The 15,061-nt window shown below is 68.0% G+C and carries 16 protein-coding genes; 13 read left to right on the forward strand and 3 right to left on the reverse strand.

Going from position 1 to position 15,061, the window contains the following annotated elements; genetic code table 11:
• The first annotated feature begins 47 nt into the window (after positions 1–47).
• Genes lepB through recO form a run of 5 tightly spaced genes read left to right on the forward strand, consistent with a single transcriptional unit; the run spans position 48 to position 3,560 of the window.
• Positions 48–836, forward strand: coding sequence for a signal peptidase I (lepB, locus tag RGD00_RS10955; protein ID WP_310457361.1), 789 nt, complete (start codon positions 48–50; stop codon positions 834–836).
• A complete protein-coding gene (gene rnc, locus RGD00_RS10960) occupies positions 833–1,522 on the forward strand; it encodes a ribonuclease III (protein WP_310457362.1) in 690 nt (229 codons plus the stop codon). Before lepB ends, rnc begins: the two co-directional genes overlap by 4 nt.
• Positions 1,515–2,432, forward strand: coding sequence for a GTPase Era (gene era / locus RGD00_RS10965; protein WP_310457363.1), 918 nt, complete (start codon positions 1,515–1,517; stop codon positions 2,430–2,432). The genes rnc and era overlap by 8 nt, the downstream gene beginning before the upstream one ends.
• Positions 2,433–2,468: 36 nt before the next feature.
• The gene (locus tag RGD00_RS10970; protein ID WP_310457364.1) at positions 2,469–2,804 is read left to right on the forward strand and encodes a DUF1491 family protein; all 336 of its coding nucleotides are present in this window, start codon (positions 2,469–2,471) and stop codon (positions 2,802–2,804) included.
• 39 nt (positions 2,805–2,843) lie between these two features.
• On the forward strand, positions 2,844–3,560 hold the full coding sequence (gene recO / locus RGD00_RS10975) for a DNA repair protein RecO (protein ID WP_310457365.1): 717 nt from the start codon (positions 2,844–2,846) through the stop codon (positions 3,558–3,560).
• Here the strand turns inward: recO and RGD00_RS10980 are convergent, their stop codons facing one another.
• Both RGD00_RS10980 and RGD00_RS10985 read right to left on the reverse strand, forming a co-directional pair.
• Complete coding sequence (locus tag RGD00_RS10980) at positions 3,561–5,240, reverse strand: acyl-CoA dehydrogenase family protein (RefSeq protein WP_310457366.1); 1,680 nt, start codon at positions 5,238–5,240, stop codon at positions 3,561–3,563.
• A 255-nt stretch (positions 5,241–5,495) separates the two neighbouring features.
• On the reverse strand, positions 5,496–7,094 hold the full coding sequence (locus RGD00_RS10985) for a phosphoenolpyruvate carboxykinase (RefSeq protein WP_310457367.1): 1,599 nt from the start codon (positions 7,092–7,094) through the stop codon (positions 5,496–5,498).
• Positions 7,095–7,436: 342 nt separating this feature from the next.
• On the opposite strand from RGD00_RS10985, the gene RGD00_RS10990 reads away from it, so the two are divergent.
• The 7 genes from RGD00_RS10990 (at position 7,437) to RGD00_RS11020 (ending at position 12,723) form a co-directional block, all read left to right on the forward strand.
• Complete coding sequence (locus tag RGD00_RS10990) at positions 7,437–8,138, forward strand: response regulator transcription factor (protein WP_310457368.1); 702 nt, start codon at positions 7,437–7,439, stop codon at positions 8,136–8,138.
• A gap of 119 nt (positions 8,139–8,257) precedes the next feature.
• Positions 8,258–9,835 carry a sensor N-terminal transmembrane domain-containing protein gene (locus RGD00_RS10995; protein WP_310457382.1) on the forward strand — a complete coding sequence of 526 codons (1,578 nt, stop codon included), beginning with the start codon at positions 8,258–8,260 and terminating at the stop codon, positions 9,833–9,835.
• On the forward strand, positions 9,832–10,245 hold the full coding sequence (locus RGD00_RS11000; protein ID WP_310457369.1) for an HPr kinase/phosphorylase: 414 nt from the start codon (positions 9,832–9,834) through the stop codon (positions 10,243–10,245). Before RGD00_RS10995 ends, RGD00_RS11000 begins: the two co-directional genes overlap by 4 nt.
• Before the next feature lie 5 nt (positions 10,246–10,250).
• A complete protein-coding gene (rapZ, locus tag RGD00_RS11005) occupies positions 10,251–11,180 on the forward strand; it encodes an RNase adapter RapZ (protein ID WP_310457370.1) in 930 nt (309 codons plus the stop codon).
• Between the two features lie 18 nt (positions 11,181–11,198).
• Positions 11,199–11,588, forward strand: a complete 390-nt coding sequence (locus RGD00_RS11010; protein ID WP_310457383.1) for a PTS sugar transporter subunit IIA — start codon at positions 11,199–11,201, stop codon at positions 11,586–11,588.
• A gap of 14 nt (positions 11,589–11,602) precedes the next feature.
• On the forward strand, positions 11,603–11,872 hold the full coding sequence (locus RGD00_RS11015; RefSeq protein WP_310457371.1) for an HPr family phosphocarrier protein: 270 nt from the start codon (positions 11,603–11,605) through the stop codon (positions 11,870–11,872).
• Positions 11,869–12,723, forward strand: coding sequence for a lysophospholipid acyltransferase family protein (locus RGD00_RS11020; protein ID WP_310457372.1), 855 nt, complete (start codon positions 11,869–11,871; stop codon positions 12,721–12,723). Before RGD00_RS11015 ends, RGD00_RS11020 begins: the two co-directional genes overlap by 4 nt.
• A 161-nt stretch (positions 12,724–12,884) precedes the next feature.
• Here RGD00_RS11020 and RGD00_RS11025 read toward each other — a convergent pair whose 3' ends face one another.
• A complete protein-coding gene (locus RGD00_RS11025) occupies positions 12,885–13,760 on the reverse strand; it encodes a 3-hydroxybutyryl-CoA dehydrogenase (RefSeq protein ID WP_310457373.1) in 876 nt (291 codons plus the stop codon).
• Between the two features lie 161 nt (positions 13,761–13,921).
• Between RGD00_RS11025 and RGD00_RS11030 the strand changes: the two genes are divergently transcribed.
• On the forward strand, positions 13,922–14,737 hold the full coding sequence (locus RGD00_RS11030) for a DUF6473 family protein (RefSeq protein ID WP_310457374.1): 816 nt from the start codon (positions 13,922–13,924) through the stop codon (positions 14,735–14,737).
• The last annotated feature ends 324 nt before the right edge of the window (positions 14,738–15,061 follow it).

Here is a 15,061-nt window from a genome sequence, read left to right on the forward strand (position 1 = left end):
CCGCCGGGGCGCGCACATAGCCCCGACCGTCCAGCAAAGGAAGCATCATGGCCCGCGCGAAGAAAAGCCAAAGCGGCATCGTCGAGACGATCAAGACCATCGTCTATGCGCTGCTGATCGCGGGCATCTTCCGCACGCTGTTCTTCCAGCCGTTCTGGATCCCCTCGGGGTCGATGAAGGAAACGCTGCTGATCGGGGACTTCCTGTTCGTCAACAAGATGGCCTATGGCTATTCGCGCTATTCCTGCCCCTTCGGCATCTGCCCGATCACCGGGCGTCTCTTCGCGTCCGAACCCGAACGCGGCGATGTGGTGGTGTTCCGCCACCCGGTGAACGGGTCGGATTTCATCAAGCGCCTGATCGGCCTGCCGGGCGACACGGTGCAGATGAAGGACGGCATCCTTTATATCAACGGGCAGATGGCGCCGCAGGAACCCGCGGGCGTGTTCGAAGAGGTGTTCGAACGTCAGGGCCCGATGGGCCAGACCCCGGCCTGCGCCAACAGCCCCGTGGGCATGGGCGGCATCTGCCAGAAGGACCGCGCGGTCGAGACCCTGCCGGGCGGGCGCCAGCATGTGGTGCTGAACATCGCGGATAGCGGTTTCGGCGACAATACGCCCGTGTTCACGGTGCCGGAGGGGCATTATTTCTTCATGGGCGACAATCGCGACAACAGTCAGGACAGCCGCTATCCCCGCACCGTGCAGGGCGTGGGCTTCGTGCCCGCGGAAAATCTGATCGGCCGCGCCGACCGGGTGATCTTTTCCGCCGCCGGCCGCTCCATGCTGTATTTCTGGACCTGGCGGGGCGACCGCTTCTTCAAGGCCATCGAGTGAAGCTGTCGGCGGAACACCGGGCCTTCGCGGCGCGTCTGGGGCACGACTTCCGCCGGCCCGAGCTTCTGGTGCGCGCGCTGACCCATGCCTCCATCGCCTCGCCCACAAGGCCCGACAACCAGCGGCTGGAATTCCTGGGCGACCGCGTTCTGGGCCTGGTGATGGCCGAAGCCCTGCTGATGGCCGACCGCGCCGCGACCGAGGGCCAGCTGGCCCCCCGCTTCAACGCGCTGGTGCGCAAGGAAACCTGCGCCGAGGTCGCGCGCGATCTGGGTCTGGGCGAGGTGCTGCGCCTCGGCCGGTCGGAAATGCTGACCGGCGGGCGGCGCAAAGAGGCGCTTCTGGGCGACGCGATGGAAGCCGTGATCGCCGCCGTCTATCGCGACGCGGGGTTCGAGGCCGCGCGCGCCGTGGTGCTGACCCTCTGGGGCGACCGGGTGCGCCGCGTCAAGGCCGATGCGCGCGACCCCAAGACCGCCTTGCAGGAATGGGCACAGGCCCGCGGCCTGCCGCCCCCCGCCTATACCGAAATCGCCCGCGACGGCCCGGCGCATCAGCCGCTGTTCACCATCGCGGTGCAACTGACCACCGGCGAGACCGAACAGGCGCAGGCCGGATCGAAACGCGCCGCCGAACAGGCGGCAGCCCGGGCATTGCTGACCCGGATGGAGAAACCGCATGACTGACACCCCCACCCGCGCCGGTTTCGTCGCCCTGATCGGTGAACCCAACGCCGGGAAATCCACCCTGCTGAACCGCATGGTGGGGGCCAAGGTATCCATCGTCACCCACAAGGTGCAGACCACCCGCGCCCGCATCCGCGGCGTCTGCATGGCCGGGCAGGCGCAGATCGTGTTCGTGGACACGCCGGGCCTGTTCCGCCCGCGCCGCAGGCTCGACCGCGCGATGGTGGCCGCGGCCTGGGGGGGCGCGGCGGATGCCGACATCGTGGTCCTGCTGGTCGAGGCGCACCGCGGCCTGACCGAGGGCGTGCAGGCGATCATCGACCGGCTGAAGGACCAGATGCCGCAGGGCCGGCCCGTCGCGCTCGCCATCAACAAGATCGACCGGGTGAAGGCCGAAACCCTGCTGGCGCTGGCCGAAGAGATGAACGCCGCCTTCCCCTTCGTGCGCACTTTCATGATTTCCGCCGAAAAGGGCTATGGGGTGGACGACCTGCGCGACTGGCTGGCGGGCGAACTGCCCGAGGGCCCCTGGTATTACCCCGAGGACCAGATCGCCGACCTGCCGATGCGCATGATCGCCGCCGAAATCACGCGCGAGAAACTGACCCTGCGCCTGCACGAGGAACTGCCCTACCAGCTGACGGTGGAAACCGAAAAGTGGGAAGAACGCCCCGACGGATCGGCCCGCATCGACCAGATCGTCTATGTCGCCCGCGACGGCCACAAGGGCATCCTTCTGGGCAAGGGGGGCGAGACGATCAAGGCCGTCTCCATCGCCGCCCGCGCCGAAATCGCGGCCTTCCTCGACCGGCCGGTGCATCTGTTCCTTCAGGTCAAGGTCCGTCCCAACTGGCTGGACGAGGCAGAGCGGTATTCGGAAATGGGGCTCGATTTCAAGGATGGCGACTGACCCGGCCCACTCCCGGCCCCCCGGGGGTACCCGGCGATGACGGCGCGGCTGACCGCCGATTTCTGGGTGCGCGCCTATCTGGCGCGGCTGCGGCTGGCCGATATTCCGGCCTATGTCACCGCCAGGGGCGATGCCACCGCCGGGACGGTGCTGGTGAAATGCGCGACCCTCGATGGCCGGGCGCAGGCGTTCCAGCGCAGCTATGACCTGACGACCGGCGCGCGGGTCTGGGTCGCGCTGGCCGAGGGCGCCGAGGCGGAGGTGGACGCCGCCATCGCCCGCCAGCGCGCCCGCGACCCCGACCTCTGGGTGATCGAGGTCGAGGACCGCGCCGGGCGCACCCTGCTGGACGAACCCGGCCTGTCGGACTGACCCCTTGCGCCCGCCGCCCTTGGGCCGATACTCGGCGCCATGGAATGGCAGGGCGAAGGGTTGCTTCTGTCCATGCGCCCGCATGGCGAAAGCAGCGCGATCATCGAGGTGCTGACGGCCGGTCAGGGCCGCCATGCCGGCGTCGTGCGCGGCGGCGCGGGGCGGCGGATGGCGGCGCATCTCATGCCGGGGAACATGCTGTCCCTGACCTGGCGCGCGCGGCTGGACGACCAGTTGGGCGCCTTCACGGTGGAACCCCTGCGCGCCCGCGCCGCCATGCTGATGCAGGACCCCCGCGCGCTGGCGGCGCTGTCGGCCACCTGCGCCCTGATCGCCCGCGCCCTGCCCGAACGCGAACCGCATCCGGGGCTTTATGCCGCGACGCTCGCGCTGCTGGACGCGCTGGAAACCGTGCCGGACTGGCCGGTGCTGTATCTGCACTGGGAACTGCGGCTGCTGGCCGACATCGGCTTCGGCCTCGATCTGGCGCAATGCGCGGTATCGGGGGCGAACGATGGCCTCGCCTATGTCAGCCCGCGCACGGGGCGGGCGGTGACGGCCTCTGCCGCCGGGGACTGGGCCGACCGGCTGTTGCCCCTGCCCGCCTGCCTTCTGCGCCCCGGCCCCCCGACGCCGCTGGAACTGGCGCAGGGGTTCCGGCTGACGGGCCATTTCCTGACCCGCGCCCTTGCCCCCGACCCCGACGCGCGCCCCCTGCCAGAGGCGCGCACACGGCTGGCGGGGCTGATCGGCTGATCACTCCAGCAGGCGGCGCGCGATCACCTGCGCCTGGATCTCGCCCGCGCCCTCGAAGATGTTGAGGATGCGCGCGTCGCACAGGATGCGGCTGATCTGGTATTCCAGCGCGAAACCGTTGCCGCCGTGGATCTGCAACGCATTGTCCGCCGCCGCCCAGGCCACGCGGGCACCCAGCAGCTTGGCCATCCCGGCCTCCAGATCGCAGCGCTTGTCGTGGTCCTTCTGCCAGGCGCTGAAATAGGTCAGCTGCCGGGCGATCATGATTTCCACCGCCATCATCGCCAGCTTGTCGGCCACGCGCGGGAAGGCGATCAGCGCCTTGCCGAACTGCTTGCGGTCCTCGGCATATTGCATGCCGACCTCCAGCGCGTTCTGCGCCACCCCGATCGCGCGCGCCGCGGTCTGGATGCGGGCGGATTCGAAGGTCTGCATCAGCTGCTTGAAGCCCTGCCCCTCGACCCCGCCCAGAAGGTTTTCGCCCTTCACGCGGAAATCGTCGAAGTTGACGGTGTATTCCTTCATCCCGCGATAGCCGAGCACCTCGATCTCGCCGCCCGAAAGGCCGGGGTCGACGAAGGGCGTTTCGGCGGTGCCGGGGGTCTTTTCGGCAAGGAACATCGACAGGCCGCGATAGTCGTTCGTGCCCTCGACGCTGCGGGCCAGAACGGTCATCACATGGGTGCGGGCGGCATGGGTGATCCATGTCTTGTTGCCGGTGATCACCCAGTCCTCGCCATCCTTGCGCGCGCGGGTGCGCAGGGACCCGAGGTCGGACCCGGTGTTGGGTTCGGTGAACACGGCGGTCGACAGGATCTCGCCCGAGGCCAGCCCCGGCAGCCATTTCGCCTTCTGGTCGTCCGTACCGCCGCACAGGATCAGTTCGGCCGCGATTTCCGACCGGGTGCCGAGGCTGCCGACCCCGATATAGCCGCGCGACAGTTCTTCCGTGACCACCACCATCGACGCCTTCGACAGGCCGAGCCCGCCGAGGTTTTCCGGGATCGTCAGCCCGAACACGCCAAGGTCGGCGAGTTCGCGGATGATCTCCATCGGGATCAGGTCGTCCTTCAGGTGCCATTCATGCGCGAAGGGCGCGACCCGTTCGTCGGCAAAGCGGCGGAACTGGTCGCGGATCATCTCCAGATCCTCGTCGAGCCCGCTTGCCCCGAAGGTCGCCCGCCCGTGGTTTTCGCGCATCAGCGCCACCAGCCGCGCGCGGGCGGGGGCGGAATTGCCGGTCATCAGCGCCGTGACCTCGGGCGTGGCGAAGGCGGCCATGTCGGCGGCGGTCAGGCCCAGATCGGCGGGGCGCAGGATCTCGCCCTGGCTCATCGGGATGCCGCCGGCGATCTGCGCCAGATATTCGGCGCAACCGATCTGCAGGATCAGCGCCTCCATCTCTCCGAAGGTACCGGTCTCTTGCAGCCGCCCGGCCCAGGCCTGCATCTGGCGCAGGGATTCGACATAAGTGGCCAGCCACGCCAGCCCATGCGCCGCGCGCTGTTCGCGTTCCAGCGCCGCCGCACTGACCCGGCCATCGACCGTCACCATCGACCGCAGCCGTTCGGTCGCCGCCGCCTGCAACGCCACCGCGGGCGCCACGACCGCCGCGACAAGACCCGTCAGATCATCGAGCCGGGGCGACACCACCGCATGGGCCAGACCGTCCTGAGGCATGGGAAAACTCCTTGATCCATTCGCGCCCGCAATAGGACCTTCGCGAACGCAGCACAACAATAATCCGCCAAGGCCCACCCTGCCGCACGAATCTGTCGCCCTATACCCCGGAAATGAAAAAGGGGCAGGAAACCCCGCCCCCCGTGCTTCATCTTGCCCCAAATACTCCGGGGGCGCCGGATGGTGCGCCACTGGTTTGAGAACCAGCCGGCGCGGGGCTGGCCCCCGGCGCTACCCGGGACACCGGCACAGACCTCAGCCGATCGCCGCCGCCTTCACGTCGTCGTCGATATGCGCGACATACTGGCCGAAGTTGTTGGCGAACATCTCCACCAGCTTCGCCGCCTGCGCGTCATAGGCCGCCGGATCCGCCCAGGTGCCGCGCGGGTCCAGCAGCCCGGTGTCCACGCCCGGCACCGCCACCGGCACCTCGAAGCCGAAGTTCGGATCCTTGCGGAACTCGACGCTGTTGAGCGAGCCGTCCAGCGCCGCGGTCAGCAGCGCGCGGGTGGCCTTGATCGGCATCCGCTTGCCGACGCCGTGCTTGCCGCCCGTCCAGCCGGTGTTGACCAGCCAGCACGAGGCGCCGGTATCCTTGATCTTCTGTTGCAGCAGCTTGCCATAGACCTCTGGCCGGCGCGGCATGAAAGGCGCGCCGAAGCAGGTGGAAAAGGTCGGCGTCGGCTCCGTCACGCCGCGTTCCGTGCCCGGGGTTTTCGAGGTGAAGCCGGACAGGAAGTGATACATCGCCTGCGCCGGGGTCAGCCGCGCGATGGGCGGCAGCACGCCGAAGGCGTCGCAGGTCAGCATGATGACGTTCTTCGGATGCCCGCCCATCCCCGTGTCCGAGGCGTTGGAGATGTATTCCAGCGGATAGGCGCAGCGCATGTTCTCGGTCAGGCTCGCGTCCTGGAAATCGAGTTCCAGCGTCTCGGGGTCGTAGACCATGTTCTCGATCACGGTCGCGAAGCGGTGCGTGGTCGCATAGATCTCGGGTTCCGCCTCGGCCGACAGGTTGATGGTCTTGGCATAGCAGCCGCCTTCGAAGTTGAAGGTGCCGTTTTCGGACCAGCCGTGTTCGTCATCGCCGATCAGCACCCGGTTCGGGTCGGCCGACAGCGTGGTCTTGCCGGTGCCCGACAGGCCGAAGAAGATCGCGGCCTCTTCCGGCTTGCCGGGGGCGTGGTTGGCCGAACAGTGCATCGGCATGATGCCCTTTTCCGGCAGCAGGTAGTTCAGCAGCGTGAACACCGATTTCTTGTTTTCGCCCGCATAGGCGGTGTTGCCGATCAGGATCAGCTTGCGGTCGAAGTTCAGCGCGATCACCGTTTCGGTGCGGCAGCCGTGGCGCGCCGGATCGGCCTTGAATTCGGGGCAGTTGATGATCGTCCATTCGGGGACGAAGCTGTCCAGTTCCTCGCGCGCGGGGCGGCGCAGCAGGTGGCGGATGAAGAGGTTGTGCCAGGCGAGTTCCGTCACCAGCCGCACGTCCAGCCGGTGCGCGGGATCGGCGCCGCCGAACAGGTCCTGCACGAAATAGTCGCGGCCCTTCATGTGGGCCGTCATGTCCTCGTAGAGCCGGTCGAACGCCTCGGGCGCCATCGGGGCGTTGTTTTCCCACCAGATGGTGTTTTCCACCGAAGGCGTGCGGACGACGAACTTGTCCTTGGGCGAGCGGCCCGTGAACTGCCCCGTCGAGACCAGGAACGCACCCCCGAGGCCCAGTTCGCCCTCGCCCCGGCGGACGGCCTCTTGCACCAGCGCGGGTTCGATCAGGTTGTAATAGACGTTGCCAAGCCCGTGCAGTCCCTGGTCTTCCAGTTTGCAGGCTGGGTTCACGCGTCCACGGTTCATATGCTCGCTCCCGTCGCCGAAGATAGGCGGTTCGTCAATTCAACTGGCGGCACGGTGCAAATGGGGTGCCGGCCGGTGCCGCGCGGCATCGACAGGCGCGCTATAGCATGCCGGTTCTGCAAAGGAACAGGAAGCTTTTCGGCCGTTAGCGCAATCAGGCATGGTTTAGCGCAATCATGCTCAAAATGTGAGGCATATTAGCAAGTCATTCGGAAAATTCGGCTCTGCTGGACTCGGGCTGCGAGGGTGATTCGCAGTTATCGGTTGATTTCGGGGGCCAGAGCACGGAAGATGTGGCAAAAATCAGGCATTCAGAGCAGTATCAGTAAAGGCAGACCCACCATGTCGAGGATCGCCCTTGTGGACGACGACAGGAACATCCTGACGTCAGTTGCCATGACACTCGAGGCCGAAGGCTTCGAAGTCGAGACATACAACGATGGCCAGTCGGCGCTTGACGCCTTCAACCGCCGCCTGCCGGACATGGCGGTGCTGGACATCAAGATGCCCCGCATGGACGGGATGGACCTGTTGCAGCGGCTGCGCCAGAAGACGTCGATGCCGGTGATCTTCCTCACCTCCAAGGATGACGAGATCGACGAGGTTCTGGGCCTGCGCATGGGCGCGGACGATTACGTGAAAAAGCCCTTCTCGCAGCGGCTTCTGGTGGAACGCATCCGCGCGCTGCTGCGCCGGCAGGAGGCGATTTCCTCGGGCGAGATGCCGGCGACCGAGGAAAACAAGGTGATGGAACGCGGCCATCTGAAGATGGATCCGCTGCGCCATGCCGTGACCTGGAAGGGCCAGGATGTCGCGCTGACGGTGACGGAATTCCTGCTGTTGCAGGCGCTGGCGCAGCGGCCCGGGTTCGTGAAAAGCCGCGACCAGCTGATGGACGTGGCCTATGACGATCAGGTCTATGTCGACGACCGCACCATCGACAGCCATATCAAGCGCCTGCGCAAGAAGATGCGCGCGGTGGATGCCGATTTCTCTGCCATCGAAACGCTTTACGGCATCGGCTACCGCTACAACGAGGAATGATGCTCGCCTCGCGCCTCCGTCCGGGTTCCGCCACGGCAGAGCCCCCCCCAAGGCCCCGCCATGCCGAGGTCCTGCTGGGCGAGGATTGGGTGGGCCCCGAGGGGTCCACCGATCCCGCGATGCAGGCAGGCCGCCGGTCGCGCGGGCTGATCGCGCTCAACCGCTCGCCGCTGGCGCGCAAGATCATCGTGTTCAACCTGCTCGCGCTGATCGTGATGGTGGCGGGGGTGCTGTTCTTCAACCCGTTCCGCGACAGCCTGGTGCAGCAGCGCGAACGCGGGCTGGTCACGGAAACCCGGCTGATCGCCGAAATCGTCGCGGCGCGGCAGGCGGCAGGCGCCCCCGACCCGCTGACGGGGGTGGAAATCGCCGCGGGGACAGAGGTGTTCCTTTACGACACCGCGGGCCAGCGCACCGCCGCCGCCGTGGGCCAGCCCATGCCCGACCCGCTGGCGGAAAGCGACCCGCCCCGCAGCACCGTGATCACGGACATCCTGAACGCGATCTGGGGCACGATTGCCGCCGTGGTGGCCCCCCCGCCCCCGGTCGCGCAGACCTTCGACGCCGGCGCGCTGACCACGGCGCTGTTGCCCCGCGCGCTGGCGGGGGAAACCGCGGTGCAGGGCGGGCACGACAACGCGGGCAATACGCTGTTCCTGGTCGCCACCCCGGTCATGGGGCCCGAAGGGGTGCAGGGCGTCGTCGCACTGGCCAGTGCGGCAGGTGAAATCGACCGGCTGGTGCGCAACGAACGCGAACAGGTGTTGCAGATGTTCGTGATCGCGCTGCTGGTGTCGATCGGGCTCAGCCTCGTTCTGGCCTCGACCATCGCCAATCCGCTGGCGGATCTGGCGGCGGCGGCGGAACTGGGGCGCGACCGCAACGCGCGCAAGATGGCCCCGGGGCGCATCCGCATTCCCGACCTGACGGCGCGGCCCGACGAAATCGGGCGGCTGTCGGTGGCGCTGCGCGGCATGGTCGCCGCGCTCTACGACCGGATCGATTCGAACGAACAGTTCGCCGCCGATGTCGCGCATGAGATCAAGAACCCGCTCGCCAGCCTGCGGTCCGCCGTGGGCACGCTGCGCATCGCCAAACGCCCCGACCAGCAGCAGAAACTGCTCGACGTGATCGAACACGACGTGCGCCGGCTGGACCGGCTGGTCAGCGACATCTCCAACGCCTCGCGGCTGGACAGTGAGCTTGTGAAAGAAACCGAAGAGCAGTTCAACCTGCTGAAAACCATCGCCAACCTGTCGGAATATCTGGGCCAGCAGGCGACCGAGAAGGGCGTCGACTTCATCACCGACCTGCCGCCGGAACCGATCATGTTCCACGGGCTGGAAGGGCGTCTGGCGCAGGTTTTCGTCAACCTGATCACCAACGCGATTTCCTTCTGCGAGGAAGGCGACGCCGTGCGCGTCTGGGTGCGCCGGCGCGACAACCGGGTGCTGGTGGTGGTCGAGGATACCGGCCCCGGCATCCCCGAACAGGCGCTGACCAAGATCTTCCGCCGCTTCTATTCCGAACGCCCGGCGGGCCAGTTCGGCGAACATTCCGGCCTCGGCCTCGCCATATCCAAGCAGATCGTCGAGGCGCATGGCGGCGTGATCTGGGCCGAAAACATCCGCCCCACAGAGGATGACGTGACCTCGGAACCGCTCGGCGCGCGGTTCGTGGTCGGCCTGCCGTTGTGAACGCGGTGCTGCATGCCACCTGCGTGGCCTTCGACGGGCGCGGGGTGCTGATCCTCGGCCCTTCGGGGTCCGGCAAGTCGGCGCTCGGGCTGCACCTGATGGCGCTTGGCGCGCGGCTGGTGGCCGACGACCGCACGCAGGTAGAGGTGGCGGAGGGCCTTTTCGCCACCGCCCCCCCCGGCCTGCCCCCGCTGATCGAGGCGCGGGGGGTGGGCCTTCTGCGCGCCGATCCCCTGCCCCGCGCCCGGCTGGTGCTGGCGGTCGATCTGGGCGCGCGGGAAACCGAACGCCTGCCGCCCCGGCGCGAATGGATGCATAAGGGCCACGCTCTGCCCCTTGTTCACGGCCCGATGACTGGCCATTTCCCCGCGGCGATCCGACTATATATTCTGTCTGGAAGGCAGGACTGAAACCGATGGACGATCTCGACCCGACGACATTCGCCGCGGCCGCCACGCGCGGCGGCCAGCGGCTGGTGCTGGTCACCGGGCCCTCGGGCGCCGGGCGGTCGACGGCCATCCATGCGCTGGAGGATCTGGGCTGCGAGACGATCGACAACCTGCCCCTGTCGCTGATCCCCCGGCTGCTGGACGGCCCGCCGCTGGAACGGGCCATCGCGCTCGGCATCGACGTGCGCAACCGCGATTTCAGCGCCACCGCCCTGATCGAGCTGATCGACCGGCTGACGCGCGACGAACGGGTCGCGCTGGAGGTGCTGTTCCTCGACTGCCGCGCCGATATCCTGATCCGCCGCTATTCCGAAACGCGCCGCCGCCACCCGCTGTCGCCGGCCGAACCGCCCCAGACCGGAATCCTGGCCGAGGCCGACCTGCTGGCCCCCATCCGGGTGCGGGCCGACATCCTGATCGACACCTCGGACATGACGCCCCATGACCTGCGGGCCGAAATCGCGCGCTGGTTCGGCGCCGCGCCGCATCAGCGGATGGCGGTGTCCGTCCAGTCGTTTTCCTACAAGCGCGGGGTGCCGCGCGGGGTCGACATGATCTTCGACTGCCGCTTCCTGCGGAACCCCTACTGGGATCCGGTGCTGCGCCCCCGCGACGGCCGCGATACCGAGGTTGCCGCCCATATCGCCGCCGACCCGCGCTTCACCCCCTTTTTCAGCCGGCTGTCGGATCTGGTCCAGCTGCTGCTTCCGGGCCATATAGAGGAAGGCAAGACGCATCTGAGCATCGGCTTCGGCTGCACCGGCGGGCAGCACCGGTCGGTCGCGGTGGCCGAAAAGCTGGCCGATACGCTTGCAGCCGCAGGCTGGCAGGTGTCTATACGCCACAGGGAACTGGAACGGCGCGCGGGTGCGGAACCGCGCCCGGAGGTGGGCTGAGCAATGACAGAGCCGGGGATGATCGGCATCGTGATCGTCGCACATGGCGGCCTTGCGCGCGAATACCTCGCCGCGGTCGAACATGTCATGGGCCCGCAGGCGGGCATGCGCGCCATCGCGATCGAGGCCGATCACGACCGGGCCGCCAAACAGGCCGAAATCGCCGCCGCCGCCGATGCCGTCGATACCGGATCGGGCGTGGTGGTGGTGACGGATCTGTTCGGCGGCTCGCCCTCCAACCTGTCGATGCTGGCCTGCGACGCGCGCGACCGGCACATCATGTTCGGCGCCAACCTGCCCATGCTGATCAAGCTCGCCCAATGCCGCGGCCAGCCGCTCGCCACCGCGGTGGAGGCCGCGCTGACCGCCGGCCGCAAATACATTGACGGGCGCGACATGCGCCCCTGACGAACGGATTGCCCATGACCACCCGCCTTCTGCGCATCGTGAACGAAAAGGGGCTGCATGCCCGCGCCTCGGCCAAGTTCGTCGAACAGGTCGAGGCCCATGACGCCAACGCGATGGTGACGCGCGACGGCATGCGGGTGTCGGGCGATTCGATCATGGGCCTGCTGATGCTGGGCGCCGCGCGCGGCAGCACGATCGAGGTGGAAACCTCGGGGCCCCAGGCGGCGGAACTGGCCGAGGCGCTGGAACGCCTCGTCGCCAACCGCTTCGGCGAGGACCAATGACCGACGCCCCCGCCAGCCGGCCCCCCGGGAACAGGCCCTACGACAAACGGCGCCTGTCCTACGCCGGCACCTTCACCAACCCGTGGAAGGCCGGCACGATCCGCAGCATCGAATGGCTGACGGCCAAGCCCAGACTGCTGCACCTGATCCGCCGGTTCGAACGCCGCGGCGCCCCCACCGGCCAGCCCTTCTGGCCGCAGGCGCTGGAGATCATGGGGATCGACATCCTCACCCCCGCCGCAGAGGTCGCCCGCATCCCCGCCACCGGACCGCTGGTGGTCGTCGCCAACCACCCCCACGGGCTGGTCGACGGCATGGTGCTGGCCGAACTCATCGGCCGTGTGCGGCAGGACTACAAGATCCTCACCCGCTCGCTGCTGACCGGGATCCCGGAAATCGCCCAGTTCATGCTGCCCGTCCCCTTCCCGCACGAAGAAAACGCGCGCGCCGAAAGCCTCGCCATGCGCGCCGAATGCATGCGGCTGCTGAAACAGGGGGGCGCGGTGGTGCTGTTTCCTGCCGGCCGCGTCGCCGCATCCGACGGCTGGTGGGGCCCGGCCGTCGAGGGCGAATGGAACCCGTTCACCGCCAAGATGGTGTTCCGGTCGGGCGCCACGGTGCTGCCGATCCGCTTTCCCGGCCAGAACACGCGCGCCTATCAGATCGCCAACCAGTTGGGCGCAACGCTGCGGCAGGGGCTCCTTCTCTACGAGATCCGCGCGGCGCTGAACAAACCGCAACGCCCGGTGATCGGCGCCCCGATCCCGCCCGGCGATCTCGCCCGCTGGCACGACGACCCGCGCGGCTTCCTCGCCTGGCTGCGCGAACATACGCTCGGCCTTCAAGGCTGAGCGCAGCGCTGGTGGAGGTGTCGGGGGCCTCCGGCGGGGATATTTGGGGACAGAAAGTGAAATAGGGCGCGCCCCTGTCCACTTTCTGTCCCCAAATATCCTCAGGGGGTGAATTGGCCGCAGGCCAAGAGGGGGCAGAATGCCCCCTGCCCCGCCCGCCGTCAGCGCGTCGGCACCGGCACCGGCCCGCGGTAGTCGTAGAACCCCCGCTGTGTCTTGCGCCCCAGCCACCCGGCCTCGACATATTTCGTCAGCAACGGGCAGGGCCGGTACTTGGTATCCGCCAGCCCCTCGTGCAGCACGTTCATGATCGCAAGGCAGGTGTCGAGCCCGATGAAATCCGCCAGTTCCAGCGGCCCCATCGGATGGTTCGCGCCGAGCTTCATCGATTCGTCGATCGACTTCACGTTCCCCACGCCTTCGTAGAGCGTATAGACCGCCTCGTTGATCATCGGCATCAGGATGCGGTTGACGATGAAGGCCGGGAAATCCTCGGCGCTGGCCGCGGTCTTGCCGAGCCGCTCGACCACGCCCAGAAGGGTCCGGTAGGTTTCTTCATCCGTCGCGATGCCGCGGATCAGCTCGACCAGCTGCATCACCGGCACCGGGTTCATGAAGTGGAAGCCCATGAACTTTTCCGGCCGGTCGGTGCGGCTGGCCAGCCGCGTGATCGAGATCGAGGAGGTGTTCGAGGTCAGGATCGTATGCGGCTTCAGATGCGGCCGCAGATCCTCGAAGATCGCCTGTTTCACCGTCTCGCGTTCCGTCGCCGCCTCGATGATGAGGTCGAGCGGCCCGAGATCGGTCAGCGTCAGCGTGGTGCGGATGCGCGACAGCGCCGCCGCCTTGTCGGCGTCGGAGATCTTGCCGCGGCTCGCCTGCCGGTCGAGGTTGCGCTCGATCGAGGCCACCGCACCGTCCAGCGCCTCGCGGCTGATGTCGGCCATCAGCACCTCGTAGCCCGCCAGCGCAAAGACATGGGCGATGCCGCTGCCCATCTGCCCCGCCCCCACGATGCCGACCGTCCGGATATCCATCATCGCCTCCGCCTTCGCTGCCGCCCGACCATACGCACCGCCCACGCCCCGGCGCAAGACCAAGCGGCGGGGCCGGGATCGGTCGAATTGGCGCTTTAGGGGAATCGCAACCATTGGGGCGCGAATCTGTCGGCGGGTGAATCGAAAACTGGGTGGGTGACATGGCCTATGAACATCCGGGCGCGGGTGCGCTCGACTATTTTCCATGCCGTTACGCGGCGTCGCGGCTGGTGTTCCGGGGGCCGCGGGCGCGGCTGGACCGGCCCTATGCGGTGGCGCTCGGCGGGATCGAGACCTATGGCAAGTTCATCGCCGATCCCTGGCCCGCGCGGCTGGCGCGGGCGACGGGGCGGGCGGTGGTGAACCTCGGCTGCGTGAACGCGGGGCTCGACAGTTATCTGGCGGATCCCGACCTGACCGCGATCGCGGCGCGCGCGGATCTGCGGGTGGTGCAGGTGCTCGGCGCGCAGAACCTGACCAACCGCTATTACGCGGTGCATCCGCGCCGCAACGACCGCTTCCTGCGCGCGACGCCGCAGTTGCAGCGGCTGTTCCCGGATGTGGATTTCACCGAATTCACGTTCACCCGGCACCTGTTGGGGGCGCTGGCGCGGCGCGGGCCGGAACGGTTTCCCGCGGTGGTGCGGGAACTGCGCCGATGCTGGGCCGAAAGGATGGAGGCGCTGTTCGACCGTATCGGCGGGCCGACGATCCTGCTCTGGATCGGCGAGACCGCGCCGCCCCCGCCCACCGCCGCCCCGCGCATCGACCGCGACCCGCCGCTGGTCGATGCGGCGATGCTCGCGGCTGCCGCCCGCCGGGCGGAAAGCCTCGTCCAGGTGCTGACCGGCCCCACGGATCCCGGCCCCGCCGGCAAGGTTTTCGCCCCGCTGGAGGAAGCCGCCGCACGCGTCCTGCCCGGCCCCGAGGTCCATGCCGCCATCGCCGCCGCGCTGGCGGGCCGGGTGGGGCGGTGAGAGTGTCCGCTTCCGGCGAAGCCCCGCGGTACTGCGGTACTGCGGTACCGCGAAGCAGTCCTCCCGTTTTTCCTCGTTGTCCAAGGGGGGAGGATGCCTTCTCCCCCCTCCCGGCCCCTCCTCCCCCCTGAGGATACTTCCGTCAGAGTGAGTGAACGGCAGACGGGGTTTCCCGGGCTTCGGGGACGGCAGACGAGGACTTCGGGGGTCGCCAGAGGCGCCTGCGATGGAGGCGCGGCGGTTTCACTTTCTGTCCCCAAATATCCCCGCGCGGCGCGCTCCCGTCCCTGCGGCCGGGCCGGCCAGCGGGCGTTGCGCGCCGAT

It is taken from the genome of Ruixingdingia sedimenti (assembly GCF_031432425.1).
Lineage (GTDB): Bacteria > Pseudomonadota > Alphaproteobacteria > Rhodobacterales > Rhodobacteraceae > Ruixingdingia > Ruixingdingia sedimenti.